This window comes from Nocardia amikacinitolerans NBRC 108937 (assembly GCF_001612615.1).
GTDB lineage: Bacteria > Actinomycetota > Actinomycetes > Mycobacteriales > Mycobacteriaceae > Nocardia > Nocardia amikacinitolerans.
Window position 1 is genome coordinate 11,650 of record NZ_BDAU01000057.1, and the last position, 21,889, is coordinate 33,538.

Genomic DNA, 21,889 nt, shown 5'->3' on the forward strand with positions numbered 1-21,889 from the left:
GCCGTTCATCGCAGGTCGGAGATGGACATCCGCAGGAAGTGGCCCGAATAGCTGGCATGCGGCAGGACATTTTTGTAACGTGTTCTAGTACAGAAGGAGGAGAATCGCGATGGCAGTTACCCCCAAAGGGAGCGGTGCAAGGGCCACGGGGACGGCAGCCGGCGGAGCCGGCGGGGTGGGTAAGCCCAGGGAGCTGGATGTCGGCTCGGTGCCTACCCGCTATGCGCGGGGATGGCATTGCCTCGGCCTGGCCAAAACGTTCCGGGACGGTAAGCCGCACGCGGTGAACGTGTTCGGTACCAAGCTGGTGGTCTGGGTCGACAGCGCCGGCGAACTGCGGGTGCTCGACGCCTACTGCAGGCACATGGGCGGCGACCTGAGCATGGGCGAGGTCAAGGGCGACGACATCGCCTGCCCGTTCCACGACTGGCGCTGGTCCGGCGTCAACGGCAAGTGCAGCTCCATCCCTTACGCGCGCCGCGTTCCGCCGCTCGCGCGCACCAGGAAGTGGACCACCCTCGAGCGCAACGGTCAGCTGTTCGTCTGGCACGACCACGAGGGCAACGAGCCGCCGCCGGAGATCACCATCCCGCACATCGAGGGGCCCTACACCGACGCGGACGGCAATCCGACCGACCAGCTCGACAGCGGCTGGACGGACTGGACGTGGAACTCGATGCTCATCGAGGGCGCCAACTGCCGCGAGATCATCGACAACGTGGTCGACATGGCCCACTTCTTCTACATCCACTTCGCCTTCCCGACGTACTTCAAGAACGTCTTCGAGGGACACATCGCCACCCAGTTCCTGGAAACCAAGGGCCGTCCGGACATCGGCATGGCCTCCAAGTACGGCGGCGACACCTTGCTGAAGTCCGAGGCCTCGTACTTCGGCCCCTCGTACATGATCAACCCGCTGATCAACGTCTACAGCGGTTACGAGGTCAAGAGCGTCCTGATCAACTGCCACTACCCGGTGACGCAGGACTCGTTCGTGCTGCAGTGGGGCATCACGTTGGAGAAGCCGAAGGGCGTCGACGGCGAGATGGCCGACAAGCTGGCCGAGAAGATGACCGAGGGCATCAGCGTCGGCTTCCTGCAGGACGTCGAGATCTGGAAGCACAAGTCCAAGGTCGAGAACCCGCTGCTGTGCGAGGAGGACGGCCCGGTCTACCAGCTGCGCCGCTGGTACGACCAGTTCTACGTGGACGTCGCTGACGTCACCGAGAAGATGACCCAGCGCTTCGAGTTCGAGGTGGACACCACCAAGGCGAACGAGGCGTGGGAGGCCGAGGTGGCGGAGAACCTGCGTCGCAAGCGCGAAGCCGAAGAGGCCGAGCAGGCGACGAAGGAAGCCGAGGCAGGCGTCTGATGGCGGCCACCTGGGCCAAGGCGCCGGACTTCGCCGATCAGCCCGCGCGGCGGGCGGCGGTGCAGGCCCAGACCGTGGCCGACAAGCAGCGCTACCTGGAGGAGGGCCTGACGCCGTTGCGGTGTCAGGCCTGCCGGAGCGAGGTGCTGGTGCGCAAGTCCAGCTCGCACCAGACCTCCGTGCAGTGGACCGAGCCGCCCGAAGCGCACTGCCCGGTCTTCGCCGAGCTCGCGGCGTCGGGCGGCCGTCCCGGTCGTCCCGAGACGTGTCCGCAGTTGGAGAAGACCATCAAGTGGGCGGTCGACGAGGGTGTGATCGAGGTTCCGAAGTAAGGCGGACCTCCGCGTCTGCTCCGGCCGTGCGCGGTGGGCTCCGCGCGGGCGGCGGGCAGCGACTCAGTCGAGCTGGAAGTCCGCGAAGTCGAAGCCAGGGGCGACGATGCAGCTCACCAGGACGTACTCGTCGCCGACTGGTCGCGCGGCCTGGCTGACGCCGCCGGGTACCACGGCCTGCAGCAGCTGACCGCGCTCGACATCGGGTCCGAGGACGATCTCCTCGCCGCCGATGTCGAGCGCGAGCGGTCCGCCGCGGTGCCAGAGCCACAGCTCGTCCGACCGCACCGTGTGCGGGGCCGAGCGTTCTCCCGGCATCAGCAGGAAATGGATCATCGTGGCCGCGGCCCGCGCGCCCGGATATCCGGGAGGCGTGAATTCCACCGGGCTGCGCCAGGTTTGGCGATACCAGCCGCCCTCTGGGTGCGGCTCCAAATCGAGTGCGATGGCCAGCGCGGGCCGGTCGTCGGTCATACCCCGACTCTATTCGCGCTCGCCCTATGCGCCGCCCCAGTGGCTGTTTCGCATTACTCGCTGCTGTACCGCGAGGTCGTGCGTCGCCAGTACGGATCGGCTCGACGAGGGGCAGAGGTGGCCGCCGCGATGGCGCCGTACCTGGCCGCCGCCGAGCCGGGCTTGCTCGTCCGACTCGAAGCCGACCCGGTCGCGGCGGAACGCGCCGAGGTCAGGCTTCCTCGATGCGCCAGGTGATACCGAATCGCGCGAGAGCGTCGAGGAATTCGGTCGGCTCGAACGCTTCGGCAGGTGCCAGCGCGCCCGGCTTGGCGGTGCCCGCCGCCAGTCTGGTCGCGATCTCGACGGCGAGCAGGGCGGAATCGCGGTAGGAGTCGACACCGTCGACCACGCCGCGCACCACCCGACCCTCGGCGTGGGCGTCCACGATCACCTCGTAGCGCAGGTCCGAGCTCGGCTCGTCCGGGATCTGCTCGATCAGCTCCTCGGTGAAAGAGCCGAGGGTGTCCAGGATTTCGGCGGCGAGCACGCCCTCGACCGACACGACCTCGGTGTGCCTCGGGACGGTGAGCACCGGCGGCTGCGGGAACTTCCCGACGGCGGTGGGCGCGGTGTCGCCGGGAAAGGTCATCTCCGGATGCCGCGCGGGGCCGGTGCGCAGCTCGCCGTCCGCGAAATGCCAACCGCCGCTGCTGAACCAGTCGAGGCTGGCGAACACCGTCTTGGCGCTGCCTTTCGACCCGTTGCCTCCGCTCTTGCTCAGGTGGCTGATGACGATCTCGGCCGGGCCGTTCACCCGCCGCGCGACGAGATTGGCGAGCAGGTCGCCCGCGATGTTGTTGTCCGTGATACCGGAAACGACTGTGACACCCGCTGTTTCGGCCGCGGTCGCGTAATCGTCGAAGACCTTCTTCAGGAACAGCTGTTCGCCGGAGATGTCGGTGTAGTGCGCGCCCGCTTCGATGGCGGCCGCCAGGACCGGCTCGCCATTGCGCACGTAGGCGGAGAGGCTGCTGATCACCGCGTCGACGCCGGTGAACGCGGCGACCAGGGCGGCGTGGTCGGCGAGGTCGGCGACGCGGATCTCGGCGTCGGTCAGGCCCGCGGCTTCGGCGGCGGCACGCATGCGTTCGGCGTTGCGGCCCACCAGGATCGGGGTGAGGCCGCGGCGGTTGAGTTCGTCGAGCAGGTAGCCGCCGGTGTGGCCGGTGGCGCCGTAGACGGCGATGGTGGGGGAGGTTGTCCGCTGTGTCATGGGTATGAACTTATGGGCGGGCGGCGAGCAAATGAATGGCTTGGATGCTCGCGTTCATGTCTGAAACGCTCACTCGATGAGCGTATGGTTTCTACCGTGGACATTCTCAGCGAGACCATAGCGGCCATTCGCACCGGGAATCCGGCGTCCGGCTTGTTCATCAGGCACGCGCCGTGGGGGCGCCGCTATCCGGTCGTGCCCGGCGCGGGGTTCCACGTCGTGCTGCGCGGATCCTGCTGGGTCGTTCCGCCGGAGGGTGAGCCGATCGCGCTCGGTGCCGGCGACGTGCTTTTCATGCCGCGCGGAGCCGATCACGACCTGGTCGACAATCTCGACAGCCCCGTCACCGAAACCGCCAAGCCCGGCGAGCCGCGCGAGATCGTCGGACCCGGCGTGCGCACCGAACTGCTCTGCGGCGCATACGAACTCGGTCGAGCGCGGTCGCACCCGCTGCTCGATGAACTACCCGAGTTCATCCATCTGCCCGCCCGCCCCGGCCGTCATCCCGCGCTGCGCGGTGCGGTGGATCTGCTCGCCGCCGAGATCGCCGAACCGTGCCAGGGCAGCGATGCCGCGGTGCCCGCGCTGCTGGAGACCATGCTGCTGTTCATCCTGCGCGCCTGGTTCGACGAACAGGCCGACGCCCGCCCCACCGGTTGGGCGGGCGCGTTCGCCGACCCCGCCGTCGCCGCCGCCCTGCGCGCCGTCCACGAAGACCCGGCCCGCGCCTGGACCGTCCCCGACCTCAGCGACATCGCCGGCGTCTCCCGCGCCACCCTGGCCCGTCGCTTCACCGCCACCGTCGGCGAACCCCCGCTCTCCTACGTCACCCGCTGGCGCCTCCTCACCGCCGCCCGCCTCCTCCGCGACACCGACGCCCCCTTGCACACCATCGCCCGAAAAGTCGGCTACACCTCCGAATTCGCCTTCGCCAAAGCCTTCAAACGCGAATACGGCCAGGCCCCCGGCCACTACCGCCGCACCCCAACCCAACCCGCGGTCGTCGCGGTGTGAGGCCCATCCCGCGCTGCCGATGCGCGCGCAGACTCGGTCCCAACTTGGCCGACCGGCTGGGTCTCAACTGCCCCCGTACGTGCGTCGCGTATGCATAAGTTTGCGTTGAACCGCAGCAGGGGTGTGTCATGTGCGCAAAGTTATGCATAAGATTGCGTGCATGGAGAGTGGGCGAGCGTCGGAGCTGATCGCGGGCGGCGAAAGTCTTACGGTCGAGTTCAAGCGAGGCGCGGCGAACAAGTTCAACGACTCGGACATGATCGAGACCGTCGTTTGCATGGCCAACGGGGACGGCGGTGTCCTCTTCATCGGTGTCGAGGATGATGGCCGGGTGACCGGCGCCGCGCCTCGGCATGGGGATCGAACAGATGCGCGTCGGGTCGACGCATTGATTGCGAACCGGACCGTACCGCTGCTGCAGACCCGGACCAGTCTGGTGGTTGTAGGCGGGCACGAGGTCATTGCGATCGAAGTTCCGAAATCGAAACGAGTCGTCGGGACGACGGGTGGCCTGTATGTTCGGCGAACCTTGCAGATAGATGGCACTCCGCAATGTGTTCCCTTCCCTGCATACGAAATGCTCGCACACGAAATCGATCGTGGTGCCGTAGATTTCGCATCGTTGCCAGCGCGTGGTGCGACGCTGTCGGACCTCGATCCGGCGGAGTTCGACCGCTTCCGACGAATGGCACGGGCATCCGGTGCGGATCCCGTCATCGTCAATCTGTCGGATGTCGAGATCTGCCGGGCCCTGGGCCTCCTCCATTCGGCCGACGGCGACTTCGACCAGCCGACGCTGGGCGCAGTGCTGCTTTTCGGCCGTGAGCAGTCGATCGTCGCGCACATCCCCAATCATGAGGCGGCGTTCCAGCTGTTCAGCGGTCTGGCACTCGAGGTCAATCACTTCACGCGCGGGCCATTGTTCAAGGTGGCAGAGGAACTGCTCGAGAGGGTATCCACTTGGAACCGAGAGGAGGAGTTGCAATTCGGATTGTTACGTGTCGCGATTCCCAATGTGCCTGTAGTCGCGGCCCGTGAGTCGATCGCGAATGCTCTGGTGCATCGTGATTACACGGCACTCGGACCGGTTCGCGTCGTCATCAACGACGACAGTTTCGAGGTGATCAGTCCGGGTGGTTTCCCGCCAGGCGTTCGTTTGGACAATTTGTTGTCGGTCTCCCATCCTCGGAGCCCGCTGCTCGCCGATGCCTTTCGCCGCGCCGGCATCGTCGAGCGGAGCGGTCGCGGCATCAGCCAGATGTATGCGTCCTTGTTGCGGCTTGGGCGAGATGCGCCAGACTACAGCCGTTCGGATGATCGCTCGGTCCGCGCCGTCATCCCGCTCGGGCACGCGGATATCGAGCTGGCGCGATTCGTTCTGCAACGGGAAGAGTCGACCGGACAACCGATGCGACTTTTCGACCTTCAGGTCCTGCACGAGTTGCGGTGGCAGACAAAGATGACCCTGGCGGAGATCGCTGAGCAGTTGCACCGCACCGTCGGGGAGACCCGTGCAGGTCTTGGCCGTATGACGGAAGACGGTCTCGTCGAACTTCGGGGCGCAGGACGCGGCCGTACCTACCATCTCTCGGCCGGGGTGTATCGCGCCTTGGACAGGCCCTCCGCCTATGTCCGGGTTCGTGGAACGGATCCGATACAGCAGGAGCAGATGGTGCTGCAGTACGTCGAAGCCGAGGGGTCGATCACCCGCGCGCAAGCGGCTGAACTGTGTATGTTGACCTCGCAGCAGGCAAGTAGCCTGCTGCGACGGATGGCTCGGCGGGGGAATCTCGTCCTGGAAGGGGAACGCAGGACGGCACGGTACATCGCACCGGAACCGGCGCATCGTTGACGAAATCGAAGCTCACTCGAGCGTCTCAGCGGCTCCTCGTGATCTCTTACGCATCGGTGGAGTTCAAGTCGTTGTCACCCTTGCCGAGCCAGCGGTGGGACTGGCCGGTGATGGCGACGATTTGGTCGAAGTCGTGGTCGCGGTGCAGGAGGGTGAGGCCGCGGAGTTCCGCGGTGGCGGCGAGGACGAGGTCGACCGGACCGGCGCTGCGGTGTTTGCCGCGTTTGGTCAGCTCGCCCTGGACTTCCCAGGCTCGGGCGTAAGCGCGGTCGTCGACCGGTTCCCAGCCGAAGAGGACGCGCATGTCGTCGATGGTTCGTTCACGGTCGGCGGCCGAGCGGGCAGTGTAGAAGAACTCGAGTTCCACGATCGGGCAGATGGCGACCAGTCCAGCGGCGACCGCGCGTTGCCAGGCAAAGGAATCCGGGTCTTGGCGCATGATCGGAACCAGCGCGCTGGTGTCGATCAGGAACCGCGCCGCACTCACGGCCGGTAGTTCCGCTTGTTCTCGAGGATGTCCAGGTCGAAAGCGCCCTCGGCGACGGCGTCCTGAAGACGGGTGAGCGCCAGCGCCCGGCGGCGGGTCTCCAGCACTTCCCGCAGCGCCGCGTTGACGGTGTCCTTCTTCGTGCCGGTACCGAGTTCCTTGGCGACATCGGCGACGAGTGCGTCATCGAGGTCGATCACCGTACGAGCCATGCCGCACCTCCTGATATCTCCTTGTATATCGAAGATATCAGAGCGTATATACGGCGGCGAGGGGCTTTCAGCTGAAAGGGGAGCTGGGGCGCTCTTCGAGGACGCCGTCGATCCAGACGTCGACCTTCTCGTTGTAGAAGCACGCCATGCCCGCGATCTTCTGGCTCTCGGGTAGCGGCGTGCGGTAGATCCAGGCGATGTCGCGGTATTCCTTGTCGCCGATGCGGACGGTCCAGTAGTCGGCGGTGCCCTTGTAGGGGCAGTGGGAGTGGGTGTCGGAGGGGTGCAGGAGGTCCAGGCGGACGTCGGTGAGGGGGAGGTAATAGCGTGCGGGAAGGCCGGTTTCGAAGAGGATGCGCGGGCTGTGGGAGTCCGCGACGACGACGCCGCCGATCTCGACCCGGATGTGCCGGGAGCTGCCGAGGATGTCGACGCGCGAATACGGATCGCGCGGATGGACGTAGATCGGCTCGTCCTCCTCGAACCAGTCGCCCATGGCGTCCCAGTCCAGCCGGACCAGTTCGTTCAGTTCCGGCAGCGGGGAATCGTGGTAGCGCAGCGCACCGCCCGCCGCGGTGACGCCGTCGACGATCACGTCGTAGACCGTGGCATCGCCACGGCTGGGGGAGTGGGTGGTCTCGCCGTTCGGCTCGAGTTTGGCGTGCAGATCGGCGACGGGAATGTAGTAGGTCGGGTAGTAGGGGATCTCCCATACCAGCACCGGGCGGTCCGTATCGGCCACCAGGTGCCCGCCGAGATAAACCCGGACTCGCTTCTGGCTGGTCGCGACCTTGACGCGGCCTCGCTGCTCTTCGGTCATACCTCTCGACGGTACGCCGAAGGTGTGACAGATTCCGGACGCCGAAACGGGCCCCGCCATGCCGACGAGGCCCGCGAAACGCCGAATCTCAGTCGCCGACCGTGATCGCCTGCGCCTCCTCCACCGAGTGCGGCGCGGGATCGTGCTCGTCGATGTGGGCGAGCGCGGCCCGCCCGACGACCAGGACGAGCACGGCGGCCGCGGTGCACGCGGCGCCCACCCAGAACGGCAGCGCGATACTGTGCTCGCCCAGCTTGCCCGCCAACCACGGCGCGGCGGCGCCGCCGGCGAACCGGACGAAGCTGTAGGCGGCCGACGCGGTGGAACGCTCCACCGGCGCGGAGATCATCACGGCCTCGGTGATGAGGGTGTTGTTGACGCCGAGGAACAGACCGGCGACCACCGTGCCGACGATCAGCACCGTCTTGTTCTCCGCGAACAGCGCCATCACCGCCAGGTCGGCGGCGAACAACCCGAGCGCGAGACCCATCATCGGCAGCGTCCCGAACCGGCGCTGCAAGCCGGGCGCAAGGAAGACCGAGGCGACCGCGAGCAGAAGGCCCCAGCCGCAGAAGATGAAGCCGATCGCGTAGGTGCCCATGTCCAGCGGGAACGGGGTGTAGGCGAGCAAGGTGAAGAAGCCGAAGTTGTACAGCAGCGCGGTGATGCTGACGGTGAGCAGCCCGCGGTGGCGCAGCGCCTGGAACGGCGCGGCCAGCGAGGTGCGATGCGTGGGCTTCGGGCTGTCGGGCAGCAGCACGACGATGCAGACGAACGCGATCGCCATCAGCACCGAGACGCCGAAGAACGGTCCGCGCCAACTGATTCCGCCGAGCACGCCGCCGACCAGCGGACCGGTCGCGATGCCGATGCCGAGCGCCGCCTCGTACAGGATGATGGCGCGCGCGACGCCGCCGCTCGCCGCGCCGACGATGGTGGCGAGTGCGGTCGCGATGAACAGCGCGTTGCCGAGACCCCAGCCCGCGCGGAAGCCGACGATCTCACCGACGGTGCCGGACATGCCCGCCAGCGCCGCGAACACCACGATGATGGCCAGACCGGCGAGCAGCGTCTTCTTCGCACCGAACCGGCTGGACACCACGCCCGTCACCAGCATCGCCACGCCCGTCACCAGCATGTAGCTGGTGAACAGCAGCGAGACCTGCGACGGCGAGGCGTGTAGTTGCTCGCCGATCGGCTTCAGGATCGGGTCCACCAGGCCGATGCCCATGAAGGCGATGACGCTGGCGAAGGCGACCGCCCAGACCGCTTTCGGCTGTTTGGTCGACGCCGGTGCGCCGGTGTCGGCGCGGGTGTCCACTACGGTGCTCATCAAAGTTCCCTCGACGGATCGTGCTGGGGAGCAGCGTTTTTCAGCGCTTCCAGCAGTTCGTTCAGATCGGTTTCCATTCGCGCGAGTCGTTCGACGTCGAAATCGGCGAGCCGGGCGGCCATGGCCGTGCCATAGGCGGCACGTGCCCTGACCAGTCGCTCGCGTCCGGCCGGGGTGAGGTCGACGACGACCGCCCTCGAGTCATCGGGGTCCTTGGTCCTCGTCGCGAATCCGTCCTCGACGAGCCTGCCGAGCAGCGCCGTTGCCGCCGGTTGGGAGCATCGATCGATCCTGGCGAATTCGCTGACCCGCACCGCGCCGTGCTCGTCGAGGACGGCAAGGGCCCGCAGTACGGCTCGCGGCAAATCGTCGTCGCCGATCACCCCGGCCAGCCGGGTCAGCCTGCCCGCGGTGACGAGGAGATCGACCACGATGTCTGCTGTCGTCACGGGAGCCTGCTGCACCAAAATATTATTACATAAGCTAACTATCTATTTGCCGTGAGATAGCCCACCGCACCCACCGCGCCCGGCCGGCTCGGTGCCACACACCCTTTGCACGCCTCACACAGGCGGTGCCCATGTGAGGCGTGTGGAGGGTTTGTGGCAGCCGGAGCGGCGAACGACGAAGGCCCCGGCGAGGATTCGCCGGGGCCTTCGGTCGGGTAGTGCTAGGTGTGCGCCAGCGGACGGTGTGGCGTGCCGAAGAGCTGGGCGTCGCCGTGCGCGCGCTTGAAGAACAGGTGCGCGTCGTGCTCCCAGGTGATGGCGATGCCGCCGTGCAGTTGCACGGTCTCGGAGACGATCTCGGTGAACGCCTCGGAACACTGCGTCCGTGCGACCCACACGTCCTCGGCGGCCGACGGAAGCCCCTCGGCGACCGCGGCGGTGGCGGCGTAGGACGCCGACTTGGCCGACTCCAGCAGCACGTACATATCGGCCATCCGGTGCTTGAGCGCCTGGAAACTGCCGATCGCGCGCCCGAACTGCACCCGGGACTTGGTGTATTCGACCGTCATCTCCAGGCACTGCTCCGCCGCCCCGACCTGCTCGGCGGCCACCGCGGCCCACGCGATCTCCCGAAGTCGCGTCGCGAGAGCGAGCGGATCGCCGGTGCCGAGCTTGCGTGCCGCGACGCCGTCGAAGCGGATCGAGGTGAGCTTGCGCGTCGGATCCATGGTCGCGACCGGGTTTCTGGTGATCCCGGCGGCGCCCGCCTCGACCTCGAACAACCCGCTCGCCGTCACCACGATCAACGTATCGGCGTGCGCGCCATCGAGCACGTAATATGCTGTGCCGGAGAGTGTCTCACCATCGGCGCGCACGCCGGGCACGTCCCACCCGGTCTCGCTCGCCCAGCACACCGCGAGCGTCGTCGTGCCTTCCGCGACGCCGGGCAGCAGCCGCGCGCAGGCGTCCTCGTCGCCGGAGAGCAGCACGGCCTGCGCGCCGAGCACGGCCGAACCCAGCATCGGCACACCCGCCAGCGTGCGGCCCAATTCGCGGACCACCAGCAGGGATTCGACCAGCGAAGCGCCGAACCCGCCGTACTCCTCCGGCACCGCGAGCGCCGCGACACCGATCTGCTCGCAGAGCAGCCGCCACAGCTTCGGGTCGTAGCCGAGTTCGGTGTCCATCGCGGCGCGTACGGCGTCGCGGCCCGCGTGCTTGGTGAGCAGCGCGCGCACCGAGGCGGCGAATTCCTCGTGTTCGGTCATGCGGTACCCCTGATCGCTCGGTCCCGGACGGCCTCGTCGCGCAGGGCGCGGGCGATCCTGGCGCGGTGCAGATCCGGCGTTCCCCACGCGGCGCGCAGCGCGGTGACCTTGGTCAGCCACAGCGACAGGTCGTACTCGGCGGTGTAGCCGATCGCGCCGTGCACCTGCAAGGCGGCCCGCGCGGCGGTGTGCGCGGCGTCGCCGCAGGCCAGCACCGCCGCCGACACGTCGCGGCTGCGGGTCGGCTCGCCCATGGTGAGGGCGGCGCGGTAGAGCAGCGGCTCGGCCAGCTCGAGCCCGATCAGCACGTCGGCGAGTTTCTGCTTGACGGCCTGGAATTCACCGATCGGCTTGCCGAACTGCTTGCGCTGCTTGGCGTATTCGGTGGCGGCGTGCAGCAGCGCGCGGCCGGCGCCGAGCAGCTGGGCGGCGGCGGCCAGCGCGCCGGCGTCGAACGCCAGCGCGCCCGCCTCCAGCACCTGGTCGTCGTTGGCGACGAGCTCGGTCGCCGTCACTCCGAACAGCTTTCGCGCGGGGTCGATCGAACGGATCGACTCGCCACGCTCGGCCAGGAAGACCTGCGCGCCGTCGACGAGCAGCGTCACGTCGGCGACATCGGCGTCCAGCGCGACCGGATCGGTGCCCGGTGTTGCGAAGGCGACCGTGCCGAGCGCGGTGCCCTCGGCGAGCCCGGGCAGCCAGCGCTCGGCTGCCGCGGAGTCCGAGAGCGATTGCAGCAGAACGGGAATCGCGGCGGCGGTCTCGACCAACGGTCCCGGCGCCGCGGACCGGCCGATCTCGACGAATGCGACGACGAGGTCGATCGGATCAGCGCCGACACCGCCGTGCGCCTCGTCGACCGCGAGGCCGAGCACGCCCGAGCCGGCGAGCTGCTGAATCAGCGCGCGACCCGGTCGCGGGTCGCCACTCGCCCAGGCGCGCACCGCGGTCGGCGTGCGCCCGGCGTCCAGCAGCTTGCGCACGCTTGCCGCGAAATCGATCTGTTCCGGGCTGAGCGCGAATCTCATCGGCTACTCCCTCTCGGCAGGCCGAGGATGCGCTCGGCGATGATGTTGCGCTGGATCTCGTTGGTACCGGCGTAGATCGGGCCGGACAGCGAGAACAGATATCCGTCGGTCCACGGACCGGACCGTTCGCCCGCCGCGCCGAGCACGTCCAGCGCGGTCTCGTGCATGGCGATGTCGAGCTCGGACCAGAACACCTTGGTGATCGAGGATTCCGCGCCGAGCTTGCCGCCCTCGTTCAACCGGGTGACGGTGCCGAAGGTGTGCAGGCGGTAGGCCTCGCTGCCGATCCACGCGTCGACGACGGCGTCGCGCTGCGCGGTGTTGGTGCGGTCGCCGGAGTCCAGCCACAGGTCGACCAGCCGTCGCGCGGTCGCGCTGAATCGGCCGGGGCTGCGCAGCGAGAGACCGCGCTCGTTGCTCGAGGTGCTCATGGCGGCCCGCCAGCCCTCGCCCGGCGCGCCGATCACGTCGCGGTCCGGCACGAAGACGTCGTCGAGGAAGATCTCGGCGAAACCGGGTTCGCCGTCCAGCTGCGGGATCGGTCGCACCGAGACGCCGTCGGCGGTGAGCGGGAACATCACATAGGTGAGTCCCTTGTGCCGCTCCGCCTCAGGATCGCTGCGGAAAAGGCCGAAGGCCCAGTCCGCGAACGCCGCTCGCGAACTCCACGTCTTCTGTCCGCTGAGCAGCCAGCCGCCCTCGGTGCGCCGCGCCGTCGACCGAATGCCCGCGAGATCGCTGCCCGCCTCGGGCTCCGACCAGGCCTGCGCCCAGATGTCGTCGCCGCGCGCCATGCGCGGCATGATGCGGTCGAGCTGCTCGGGGGTGCCGTGCTCGAACAACGTCGGCGCCAGCAGGAAGATGCCGTTCTGGCTGACCCGCCCCGGCGCGCCCGCGGCGTAGTACTCCTGCTCGAACAGCACCCATTCCAGCAGCGAGGCGTCGCGCCCGCCGTACTCCTTCGGCCAGGAGACCACCGACAGCCGCGCGTCGGCCAGTTTGCGCTCCCAGTCGCGGTGCGCCTCGAAGCCGGCCTTCGTGTCCATTGAAGGCAGTGGCGTCGAGGGTTTCTCGGCGGCGAGGAATTCGCGGACCTCCCGCTGGAATTCCCGCGTCGCCTGGTCCAGATCCAGATCCACTACGTCGTCCCGTTCTGCTCGGCCGTGCTCGCACTGGCCTTCATCGTCTTGGCGTTCATGCCGCCCAGTGAGTCCGCGCCGACCTCGGCGTTGTGCGCGTGCGCGAAGTGGTGCAGCCCGAAGACCGAGTCCATGCCGGTGCGCATGCCCATCAGGTCCTCGGCCTGGTTGACCGCCTTCTTGGTGAGTGCGAGGCCGAAACGCGGCATGGCGGCGATCTTCTCGGCCAGCGCCATGGTCTCGGCCTCCAGCTCGGCGCGCGGGACCACCCGGTTGACCATGCCCCATTCCTTGGCCTGCGCCGCGCCGAAGCGGTCGCCGGTGAACAGGAACTCCTTGGCCGCGCGCGGTCCCATCACCCACGGGTGCGCGAAGTACTCCACACCCGGAATGCCCATGCGCACAACGGGATCGGAGAAGAACGCGTCCTCGGAGGCGACGATCAGATCGCACACCCACGCGAGCATGAGCCCGCCCGCGATACAGGCGCCCTGCACCATCGCGATGGTCGGCTTCGGGATCTCCCGCCAGCGGCGGCACATGCCGAGGTAGACCTCGGACTCCCTGGCGAACCGCTGGTCGCCGCCCTGCTTGTCGACGTGGTCCCACCACAGCACGGCCTTGTTGTCGTAGTGCACGTGGTGGTCGCGGCCGGGGGTGCCGATGTCGTGTCCGGCGCTGAAGTGTTTTCCGTTGCCCGCCAACACGATCACGCCGATCTCGTCGTCCTCGACGGCGCGTTGGAAGGCGGCGTCGAGCGCGTAGGTCATCACCGAGTTCTGCGCGTTGCGGTAGTCGGGCCGGTTCATCGTGACGATCGCGACCCGGCCGCGCCGCTCGTAAGTGACGACCTCGCCTTCGTCCGGCACGCCGTTCTCCGGTTGGTCTGGCATTACGACTTCTCCTCACGTAGTTGACGCTTGAGCACTTTCCCGGCGGCGCTGTAGGGCAGCTGGTCGCGGAATTCGACGAAGCGCGGCACCTTGAAATTCGCCAGTACGGTGGTGGCGTGGGCGAGCACCTGGTCCTCGGTCAGTGTCGAGCCGGGCTTGCGCACCACATAGGCCTTGCCGACCTCGCCCATCCTGGTGTCGGGCACGCCGACGACCGCCGACTCGGCCACGCCGTCGAGCCGGGCGAGCGCCTGCTCGACCTCGGCCGGATAGACGTTGAAACCGCCGGAGATGTACATGTCCTTGAGCCGGTCGGTGATCCGGAGATAGCCGCGCTCGTCGAGCGTGCCGATATCGCCGGTGTGCAGCCAGCCGTCCGCGTCGACGGTCTCCGCGGTGGCCTTCGGATCGTCCAGGTAGCCGAGCATGACGTTCGGGCCGCGCAACAGCACCTCGCCCGCGTCGCTGAGCTTCAGCTCGAAGCCGGCGATCGGCCTGCCGCAGGTGGTCGCGATGGTCTCGGCGTCGTCGTCGGCGCGGCACATGGTGCCGAACCCGGCCGCCTCGGAGAGGCCGTAACCCGTGATGACGACCGCGAATTCGAGCTCCGACCGCATCTGCTCGACGAGCACGACCGGCACCGTCGCCGCGCCGGTGACCGCCACCCGCAGGGTGCTCAGGTCGTAGGAGTCCCGGTCCGGGAAGTCCAGGATGGTCTGGTAGATCGTCGGCGGCCCTGGCAGCACGGTGATCTTCTCCTGGCCGACGAGTCGCATCGTCTGCGGCACGTCGAAGGTGGCCTGGGGAATGATCGTCGCGCCGGTGACCAGGCAGGACAGGATGCCCGCCTTGTAACCGAAGTTGTGGAAGAACGGGCTGACGACGAGATAGCGATCGTCGCTGTTCAGCGTGGTGCACTCGGCCCAGGCCCGCACCACCGACAGCGCCTGCCGGTGCGCGACGAGCGTGCCCTTGCTGCGGCCGGTGGTTCCGGAGGTGAACAGGATGTCGGAGATGTCCTCGGCGTCCACGGCCGCGGCCCGCTTCTCGGCGTCCTCGACCGGGACGGTGTCGGCGATCACCGCGAGATCGGACCAGTTCAGCACGGTCGAGTCGGTGCTGGTCGTCTCGCCGCCCGGCTCCACCGGAATCACCACGATCGTGGGGATGGCCAGTTCCGGTGCGGCGGCGCGCAGTTCGGCGAGGCGGTCGCGGCCGAGGAAGGTCCCCGCGATGAACAGCGCCTTCGCGTCGACCCTCGACAGCACGTCCGCGGCCTCGTCGGCGACGTAGCGGGTGTTCAGCGGCACCAGCGCCGCGCCGGCGTAGTGCGCGGCCAGCGCGGCGACCACCCAGTGATAGGTGTTCGGCGACCACATGGCCACCCGGTCGCCGGACTGCACGCCGCGCGCGATCAGCGCGCGCGCCGTCTCCTGGACCGCCGCGAGTAGCTGGGTCCAGTCGAGACGGACGTCGCCGTCGGCCAGTGCGGGTGCGGCGCCGAAGGTCCGCGCGGCGTCGTGCAGGGCCAGCGGTGTCGTTTGTGCAGGGGTTGTCACGGGTGTTCCTCACCGTTCACGCGAGTACTTATGCACGCACTCTACAAAGCAAGTGCTTGGTAGGTTATCCTACCGGCGTGGTTGCGATCCAGACCTCAGATTCCGACACTGCCGCGCAGGACGCGCGGTTTTCCGCCGAAGTGCGGGAATGGCTGGCCGAGAATCTCAACGGAGAATTCCGCGAACTGCGCGGACTAGGCGGTCCAGGCCGCGAACACGAGGCGTTCGACGAGCGCCTGGCCTGGGACCGGCACTTGGCCGCGTCCGGGTGGACCTGCCTGGGGTGGCCCAAGGAGTACGGCGGTCGCGAGGCCACCGTGCGCCAGCAGGTGATCTTCCACGAGGAGTACGCCAAGGCCAACGCGCCCGCGCGGGTCTCGCACGTGGGGGAGGAGCTGCTCGGCCCGACCGTGCTCGCCTTCGGCACCCAGGCGCAGAAGGACCGCTTCCTGCCCGGCATCCGCAATGTCAGCGAACTGTGGTGCCAGGGCTACTCGGAACCGGGCGCGGGTTCGGACCTCGCTGCCATCAGCACGGCCGCGCACCTCGACGGCGACGAGTGGTCCATCAACGGCCAGAAGATCTGGACGTCGCTGGCGCACGTGGCCGACTGGTGCTTCGTCGTCGCACGCACCGAGAAGGGCTCTTCCCGCCACAAGGGCCTGTCCTACCTGCTGGTTCCCATGAAGCAACCGGGCATCGAGGTGCGCCCGATCATCCAGCTCACCGGGACGTCGGAATTCAACGAAGTCTTCTTCGACAACGCCCGCACCGCCGCCGACCTGGTCGTCGGCGCGCCGGGCGACGGCTGGCGCATCGCGATGGGCACGCTGACCTTCGAACGCGGCATCTCCACCCTCGGCCAGCAGATCCGCTTCGCGCGCGAACTGGCCGATGTCGAAGCGCTGGCCCGCCGCATCGGCGCGGCCGACGACCCGCTCATCGCCGACCGGATCGACCGGGCATGGGTAGGTCTGCGAGTGTTGCGCGCGCACGCGCTGCGCACCATGGAAGGCACCGGCGTGGACGACGGCGGACAGGCGTCGGTGGCGAAACTGCTCTGGGCCAATTGGCACCGCGGCCTCGGCGAGCTGGCCATGGCCGTGCTCGGCGCGCGCGGCCTGGTGGCCGACGAGGACGACGATCTCAACGAATGGCAGCGGCTGTATCTGTTCACCCGCGCCGACACCATCTACGGAGGTTCGAACGAAGTGCAGCGCAACATCATCTCCGAGCGCGTGCTCGGTCTGCCGCGCGAGGCACGGCCGTGACCGCGCGGCCCCTTTCGGTCGCCCCCGAGCCCGTCGCCGGGCACGGCCTGCTGACCGGACGCGTCGCCGTGGTCACCGCCGCCGCGGGGACCGGCATCGGCTCGGCGACCGCGCGCAGGCTGCTCGCCGAGGGTGCCGACGTGGTGGTCTCCGACTGGCACGAGCGTCGGCTCGCCGAGACCGAGGTCGAGCTGAAGGGTGAGTTCCCCGAGCGCAGGGTCGCCGCGATCGCCTGCGACGTGCAGAGCACCGAGCAGGTGGACGCGCTGGTCCGCGGCGCAACCGAAGCGCTCGGCCGCATCGACATCATGGTCAACAACGCGGGCCTCGGCGGTGAGACGCCGGTCGTCGACATGACCGACGAGCAGTGGGACCGCGTCCTCGACATCACGCTCAACGGCACCTTCCGCTGCACCCGCGCCGCGCTGTCCTACTTCCGTTCGGTCGGCCACGGCGGCGTCATCGTGAACAACGCGAGCGTCCTCGGCTGGCGCGCGCAGTACGGTCAGGCGCACTACGCGGCTGCCAAGGCGGGCGTCATGGCGCTGACCAGGTGCAGCGCGATCGAGGCCGCCGAGCTCGGCGTGCGGATCAACGCGGTCGCGCCGAGCATCGCCAGGCACGCCTTCCTCGACAAGGTCAGCTCGACGGAACTGCTCGATCAGCTCTCCGAACGGGAGGCCTTCGGCCGCGCGGCCGAGCCGTGGGAGGTCGCCGCGACCATCGCCATGCTGGCCAGCGACTACACCAGCTACCTCACCGGCGAGGTGGTTTCGGTGAGCAGTCAGCGGGCCTGACGCGCCTGATTGAGATCGCCTTCGGGCGTCCGCTTCCTTCCTGGGAAACGGGCGCCCGATCAGGTGAAAAAGGGTGGCGCGCGGGCGGCCGGGGTGTGCCATGCTGGGGATGGACGGATCCCGCAATTTCGTAAGGGGCGTTGGCTATGGGCCTGGATCGCCCACCTGCCCGCGAACAACTGGAACTCGACGTCGTACGCGAGGTCGTGCTGGCCAGACGTCGTCTCGACAGCATGGTGCTAGCCGCCTTGACACTCGGCGCCGAACTGATGAACCACGAATCCGCGCGGGCGACTGCCTGCCGCGCCGCCCAGATTCTCGAGCTGTACGCGGTCGACGAGAACGAAGTCGAACGCGACCCGCGGGCCGCGCTTCGCGCCGACATGAGGCGCGACAACGCCCGCGCCCGGCGGATCGGCTTGAAGGCTCCCGCCGGTGTTCCTTCCGAGCAGGATCGACGGCGACAACGCCAGACCGCCCTGCTGCGCGAGGTCCGCGCCGACCTCATCGAGGTGCTGCGCCGCTGCCGCAGACACCACTTCGACCGCGGTGCCGTCGCCGACGAAATCGCCCAGGGCCTGTGCGCCGCCACCGACAAACTGGTCGTGGGCGCCGACATGGACGCCTACCACGCCTGGCAGCGCGGCATGGTCCTGAAACTCATCGAAGAACCCGTCCCCTACGGCCCGCCCCGCGTGATGGCGACCGTCGACGCGGGCCCCGGCCGCGGACCCCTCACCGTCGAATGGGACACGCCCGAACGAAGATTGGCCCTCGTCGCCCGCATGGCCCGCGCAGGCATCTCCCCGGTCATCATCTGCGACCGCCTCCTCGCCGACCTCTCCGTGTCCTCCCCGATCCGCTACTCGTTGCGGTAGAGCTGAATCCGCCCGCGTCGGTGCGGCCGGCGACAACCCTCTCCTGGTACTCAGTCGCCGTTGTCGGTCAACCAAATCGCTAGAATTCGCTCATGAGTGATGGGGGGACGCCGGCTTCTGGTCAAAACCTCTCGGTGGTGCCCGAGAAGGTGCGTGAGGTCGGTAAGTACGTCTACGAGTTGTCGGAAGCTCTTCGAACGGCACTGGATTCGGCCGCGAAGGATGTCTCTTCGCTGACCGGTGGAAGCTGGACCGGGGACGCGGCCAACGAGTTCTCGCAGGGCTGGACCGATGTCCACGAAGGCGGTACGCAGATCATGACCGCCCTGACCGAGATGGCCGAGAAGCTCGGCGTCACCGCCGACACCTACCAAGCCCGCGACGACGGCAACGCCGCTGCATTCAACACTTCGAGTTTGGATCTGCCATGAGCTCACGGTTTTCGGTGGATCTCGACCATCTCGATGAGATCGTCGCGCGATTGTCCGGTCTGGCCGGGTTCATCGGCGAGCGCCTCGACGAGATCGACGACAGAGTCGCGACCTTGGCAGGCACCGGCTGGGAAGGCGTCGCTGCCCAAGCGTATGCCGAGGCGCACTCGCAATGGGTCACGGGTGCACGGGAATTCGTGGAAGGCGTACGCGATATGAGCGATGCGGCCAAGGCGGCGCACGCGCGCTACACGCGAGCCGTCGATACGAACTACAAGATGTTCAACGGGGGATAAGTGTCATGGGTGTACTGGTCATCGACTGGCAGACCTACTACGACGCCGCCAAGAAATGCCACGACCTCGCCGCCGATCTCCGGACCGCCGACAAACCAGTCCATGATGCCCTCAAAGGTGAGTGTGTGGGCATGGCCGGTGACACCGCGGGCTGTGAGAAGTGGGCCGCCGCTTACGACCGCGCCGCCGAGGAAACGCTGCAGACCTGCACGAATCTGGCCGACGCGCTGACCAACTTCGGCAACATGCTCTACGCCGCCGGTTACAACTGGGCCCTGAGCAACAAATCCAATCCGATGCCCAACCGGCCTGCCGTGACGGCGATGTCGGAGCACAAGGTGTCGATCCCAGGCTCGAAAGGCCGCGATGGTGACGGGGTCATCGAGGGGAGCGGGAGCATTCCCGGCTTCTACGACGCCCTGGTCAAGGCGATCCAGGACGAATTCCAAAGCAACCTGCCCAACGGTAACAAGAACAAGCTCGCCACGGCCGCGTCCACCTGGAAGGCATTCGCCGAACACACCACCATCACCGGTGCAGCCGCCCGAATCACGGAGATCAGTAATCTTTTCGCCGACATTCAGGACAAGAAGGGTGGGCTCGACGCCCTGCTCGGGCATCTCACCACACTGAACGGTGGTGCCACGCAACTCGCCTCCGCATCGCTCAATCTCGCCGGGCCCGTTGGGGACTACAGCTCCGCCACGTCCGAGGTCCGCGACACGTTCAAATCAGCGGTCACCAACGCTTTGATCGCGGCCGGAACGACCGTTGTCATCGGCGTTGCAGCCTCCTGGATCACCGCTGCTCTCAGCAATGTCGCCGCTGGCGTCGGCGTCGTGGCCATCGCAGGCAACACCGCGAGGGTACTCAAAAGCGCCTACGACACCAGCAAGCTCTACCGCATAATCGGCGCCGCGGCGGCAACGACGGGGACCGCCGCCTTCGCGGTCACCGCGTTCGACAAGGTCCCCTCCCTCACCGACATAGCTGCCAAACTCGCGGCTATCGTCGTCATGAAGGTGTACCTCGATGCCGATGACGCGGAGGACATCAACTCGGGGAGCCCGAGTGGAGCATTCACGAATGCCTCGCTGACGACCAAAGTCAACAAGATCGCGAGTTACTACGGAGTCCCCGCAGAGGAAGTGAGACAAGCAATTCACAAAATCAAGTCGCAGGGCGCTTGGCGCGGGGATGGCGCCAACCGCAATCCAGATGTTGTCGTGGACTTGGATACCGGCGAAGTATATGTGAAGCTCCCCGGCGGTGAAGTGTCCGAGGATAGCATCGGAAACATTCGCGATGAGTTGGAGGACTGATATGGAAAGGAGCCATCGATCGGAGATCAAAGAATACGAAGATAGATGGATCCTGCGCCCTATGCGCGGAGCCCGTGTTGTTCACACGATTTGGCGGCCCGAGCAGGTCGAATTAGAGATGGATACGTCATTCCGAATCGTTGTCGGTTATGGAGCTGAGATGGCCCAGGGGGCCATCGCCGAGGACTTTCCCGGGCGGCACTCTATCAGCTATTGGGCGAGGGCTGAAGTCGAGCGAATGGTCTCTGCTCCGATTCTCTCACCCGTATTTTTCAAATCTGGAAGTATGCGGATCGGATTCGGGAACGGATGGACGCTATTCGTTTCCGGCCATCATCCCGAAGTGTCAGCCGCCGTATTCTTCGGTGACACCCTGCTGTGGAATCGCTCCGGCCTTGTGGGCCACGCGGGGTTTTCCGTGGTTGCAGTCGACCCGTGGACGGGGCAAAGGATTGATGGTCCACCGTGGCCGTCACGCCCACGGGACATCGATTTCAACAATGGCTCGGATGACATCAACGGCTGAAGAATCGGTCGACTCAACCGGACCCGAAAGCGTCAGGGACACCCGTGTCGACCCGACTCGAACGTTCTAGGGTTATTTGATGAATCGTCTGTGCTGGGCAGTGACTGCCATCGCACTGATGGCGGTGGTGTCGATTTCCGGGACCGGATGCGGCAGCCTTGTCGAAGTAGACACGGCGCCGGATGTCGAGACCTCGAACAGTCCGGAGTTCGTGAAAGAAGCGACTGAGTACGGAGGATGGACGCTTCCGCTGAACGGAAAGGTTCTCCTGGTGAGGAAGGAAGTCATTCGCGATACAGAATACAAACTCGCCGTGGAGATGTCTCCCAGTGATCTAGTCTGGATGCTGGACAATTCTGGATTCATTGCCGATTTCAGGAAGCTGTTCGAACCTACCCTTGTTACGACTATCGGCGGGCCTGATCTCGCCTCGTCACCAAATGTCCAGAAAGCTCAGGACACCTTCACGTCGCCGAAGGGGAAGGTGATGTTTCGCCGAGTGGCAGTCGATGAACGAACCCCTGAAACCCGAATAGTCCACATCGAGTTCCAGGGCATCTGAAACCCGAGGCAGGACGGCTCGCCAACTCGCCACTCTGCCGTATCGACAAGCTCAACAAGGAATTTCGCGGTCTGCTGGAACGGCTGACGACACCCGAATGCGGGAATTGGGGCGCATTCTGGCGATCTGGGCGGTCAATTGCCCGCAGCCTGGCCATGGCTCGGATGCTCCAAGCGGCCGCGTCGCGGGAGATACGGCCGTGAGACGGCGATGCCTCGACCATGCTTCACATCACATCGGCAGGGTGCACTGTCGACGAGCGCGCAGGTGGTCCCACTCTGACGACGATGCCTTCCGCGAACGGTCACCGCATCGATGA

Annotated in this window: 25 protein-coding genes; 13 read left to right on the top strand and 12 right to left on the bottom strand. The window is 67.0% G+C overall.

All coding sequences use genetic code 11. The annotated features are described in order from the left end of the window. Positions 1-109 precede the first annotated feature (109 nt). The gene (locus NAM01S_RS31230; protein WP_301318236.1) at positions 110-1,372 is read left to right on the top strand and encodes a 3-ketosteroid-9-alpha-monooxygenase, oxygenase component; all 1,263 of its coding nucleotides are present in this window, start codon (positions 110-112) and stop codon (positions 1,370-1,372) included. Further along, a complete protein-coding gene (locus tag NAM01S_RS31235; protein ID WP_084483458.1) occupies positions 1,372-1,704 on the top strand; it encodes a hypothetical protein in 333 nt (110 codons plus the stop codon). The genes NAM01S_RS31230 and NAM01S_RS31235 overlap by 1 nt, the downstream gene beginning before the upstream one ends. A 63-nt stretch (positions 1,705-1,767) precedes the next feature. Here the strand turns inward: NAM01S_RS31235 and NAM01S_RS31240 are convergent, their stop codons facing one another. Next, positions 1,768-2,178 (bottom strand): cupin domain-containing protein, encoded by a 411-nt coding sequence (locus NAM01S_RS31240; RefSeq protein ID WP_067792302.1) that lies wholly within the window; start codon positions 2,176-2,178, stop codon positions 1,768-1,770. A gap of 39 nt (positions 2,179-2,217) precedes the next feature. Here NAM01S_RS31240 and NAM01S_RS35485 point away from each other — a divergent pair, with 39 nt between their 5' ends. Then, positions 2,218-2,415, top strand: a complete 198-nt coding sequence (locus NAM01S_RS35485) for a hypothetical protein (protein ID WP_157107994.1) — start codon at positions 2,218-2,220, stop codon at positions 2,413-2,415. Here NAM01S_RS35485 and NAM01S_RS31245 read toward each other — a convergent pair. Then, positions 2,390-3,433, bottom strand: a complete 1,044-nt coding sequence (locus NAM01S_RS31245) for a saccharopine dehydrogenase NADP-binding domain-containing protein (protein WP_067792304.1) — start codon at positions 3,431-3,433, stop codon at positions 2,390-2,392. The genes NAM01S_RS35485 and NAM01S_RS31245 overlap by 26 nt on opposite strands. A gap of 96 nt (positions 3,434-3,529) precedes the next feature. On the opposite strand from NAM01S_RS31245, the gene NAM01S_RS31250 reads away from it, so the two are divergent. Both NAM01S_RS31250 and NAM01S_RS31255 read left to right on the top strand, forming a co-directional pair. After that, positions 3,530-4,447 carry an AraC family transcriptional regulator gene (locus NAM01S_RS31250; RefSeq protein ID WP_067792307.1) on the top strand — a complete coding sequence of 306 codons (918 nt, stop codon included), beginning with the start codon at positions 3,530-3,532 and terminating at the stop codon, positions 4,445-4,447. Positions 4,448-4,607: 160 nt separating this feature from the next. Beyond that, positions 4,608-6,299: an RNA-binding domain-containing protein gene (locus tag NAM01S_RS31255; protein ID WP_067792310.1), complete on the top strand. Its 1,692-nt coding sequence runs from the start codon at positions 4,608-4,610 to the stop codon at positions 6,297-6,299. A 46-nt stretch (positions 6,300-6,345) separates the two neighbouring features. On the opposite strand, the gene NAM01S_RS31260 is transcribed toward NAM01S_RS31255, so the two are convergent. The 10 genes from NAM01S_RS31260 to NAM01S_RS31305 all read right to left on the bottom strand — a co-directional run bounded on the left by NAM01S_RS31260 (position 6,346) and on the right by NAM01S_RS31305 (position 15,487). Then, complete coding sequence (locus NAM01S_RS31260; RefSeq protein WP_067792313.1) at positions 6,346-6,786, bottom strand: PIN domain nuclease; 441 nt, start codon at positions 6,784-6,786, stop codon at positions 6,346-6,348. Beyond that, positions 6,783-6,998 (bottom strand): type II toxin-antitoxin system VapB family antitoxin, encoded by a 216-nt coding sequence (locus tag NAM01S_RS31265; protein WP_067792316.1) that lies wholly within the window; start codon positions 6,996-6,998, stop codon positions 6,783-6,785. Before NAM01S_RS31265 ends, NAM01S_RS31260 begins: the two co-directional genes overlap by 4 nt. Positions 6,999-7,065: 67 nt before the next feature. Continuing rightward, on the bottom strand, positions 7,066-7,818 hold the full coding sequence (locus NAM01S_RS31270; protein ID WP_067792319.1) for a DUF427 domain-containing protein: 753 nt from the start codon (positions 7,816-7,818) through the stop codon (positions 7,066-7,068). Between the two features lie 88 nt (positions 7,819-7,906). After that, positions 7,907-9,151, bottom strand: coding sequence for an MFS transporter (locus tag NAM01S_RS31275; protein ID WP_067792322.1), 1,245 nt, complete (start codon positions 9,149-9,151; stop codon positions 7,907-7,909). After that, the gene (locus tag NAM01S_RS31280) at positions 9,151-9,600 is read right to left on the bottom strand and encodes a MarR family winged helix-turn-helix transcriptional regulator (RefSeq protein ID WP_253799303.1); all 450 of its coding nucleotides are present in this window, start codon (positions 9,598-9,600) and stop codon (positions 9,151-9,153) included. Before NAM01S_RS31280 ends, NAM01S_RS31275 begins: the two co-directional genes overlap by 1 nt. A gap of 221 nt (positions 9,601-9,821) precedes the next feature. After that, positions 9,822-10,868: an acyl-CoA dehydrogenase family protein gene (locus NAM01S_RS31285; protein WP_067792325.1), complete on the bottom strand. Its 1,047-nt coding sequence runs from the start codon at positions 10,866-10,868 to the stop codon at positions 9,822-9,824. Beyond that, on the bottom strand, positions 10,865-11,896 hold the full coding sequence (locus tag NAM01S_RS31290; RefSeq protein ID WP_067792328.1) for an acyl-CoA dehydrogenase family protein: 1,032 nt from the start codon (positions 11,894-11,896) through the stop codon (positions 10,865-10,867). The genes NAM01S_RS31285 and NAM01S_RS31290 overlap by 4 nt, the downstream gene beginning before the upstream one ends. Further along, on the bottom strand, positions 11,893-13,035 hold the full coding sequence (locus tag NAM01S_RS31295; RefSeq protein ID WP_067792331.1) for an acyl-CoA dehydrogenase family protein: 1,143 nt from the start codon (positions 13,033-13,035) through the stop codon (positions 11,893-11,895). The genes NAM01S_RS31290 and NAM01S_RS31295 overlap by 4 nt, the downstream gene beginning before the upstream one ends. After that, positions 13,035-13,928, bottom strand: a complete 894-nt coding sequence (locus NAM01S_RS31300; RefSeq protein WP_067792334.1) for an enoyl-CoA hydratase — start codon at positions 13,926-13,928, stop codon at positions 13,035-13,037. The genes NAM01S_RS31295 and NAM01S_RS31300 overlap by 1 nt, the downstream gene beginning before the upstream one ends. Next, the gene (locus tag NAM01S_RS31305) at positions 13,928-15,487 is read right to left on the bottom strand and encodes a FadD3 family acyl-CoA ligase (protein WP_067792337.1); all 1,560 of its coding nucleotides are present in this window, start codon (positions 15,485-15,487) and stop codon (positions 13,928-13,930) included. Before NAM01S_RS31305 ends, NAM01S_RS31300 begins: the two co-directional genes overlap by 1 nt. Positions 15,488-15,564: 77 nt before the next feature. On the opposite strand from NAM01S_RS31305, the gene NAM01S_RS31310 reads away from it, so the two are divergent. From NAM01S_RS31310 to NAM01S_RS31340, 8 genes are all read left to right on the top strand, one after another. Further along, complete coding sequence (locus NAM01S_RS31310; protein ID WP_067792339.1) at positions 15,565-16,758, top strand: acyl-CoA dehydrogenase family protein; 1,194 nt, start codon at positions 15,565-15,567, stop codon at positions 16,756-16,758. Beyond that, on the top strand, positions 16,755-17,555 hold the full coding sequence (locus tag NAM01S_RS31315) for an SDR family oxidoreductase (protein WP_067792342.1): 801 nt from the start codon (positions 16,755-16,757) through the stop codon (positions 17,553-17,555). Before NAM01S_RS31310 ends, NAM01S_RS31315 begins: the two co-directional genes overlap by 4 nt. A gap of 146 nt (positions 17,556-17,701) precedes the next feature. After that, complete coding sequence (locus tag NAM01S_RS31320) at positions 17,702-18,433, top strand: hypothetical protein (RefSeq protein WP_067792345.1); 732 nt, start codon at positions 17,702-17,704, stop codon at positions 18,431-18,433. 92 nt (positions 18,434-18,525) lie between these two features. Continuing rightward, the gene (locus NAM01S_RS31325; protein ID WP_067792348.1) at positions 18,526-18,864 is read left to right on the top strand and encodes an ESX-1 secretion-associated protein; all 339 of its coding nucleotides are present in this window, start codon (positions 18,526-18,528) and stop codon (positions 18,862-18,864) included. Between the two features lie 14 nt (positions 18,865-18,878). Then, entirely contained in the window at positions 18,879-19,160 is a 282-nt protein-coding gene (locus NAM01S_RS31330; protein ID WP_253799307.1) for a WXG100 family type VII secretion target, read from the top strand. 5 nt (positions 19,161-19,165) lie between these two features. Next, entirely contained in the window at positions 19,166-20,482 is a 1,317-nt protein-coding gene (locus tag NAM01S_RS31335) for a hypothetical protein (protein WP_253799309.1), read from the top strand. Position 20,483: 1 nt separating this feature from the next. Then, the gene (locus NAM01S_RS35490; protein WP_157107995.1) at positions 20,484-21,008 is read left to right on the top strand and encodes a hypothetical protein; all 525 of its coding nucleotides are present in this window, start codon (positions 20,484-20,486) and stop codon (positions 21,006-21,008) included. A gap of 79 nt (positions 21,009-21,087) precedes the next feature. Then, positions 21,088-21,570 carry a hypothetical protein gene (locus NAM01S_RS31340; RefSeq protein WP_157107996.1) on the top strand — a complete coding sequence of 161 codons (483 nt, stop codon included), beginning with the start codon at positions 21,088-21,090 and terminating at the stop codon, positions 21,568-21,570. Positions 21,571-21,889 lie beyond the last annotated feature (319 nt).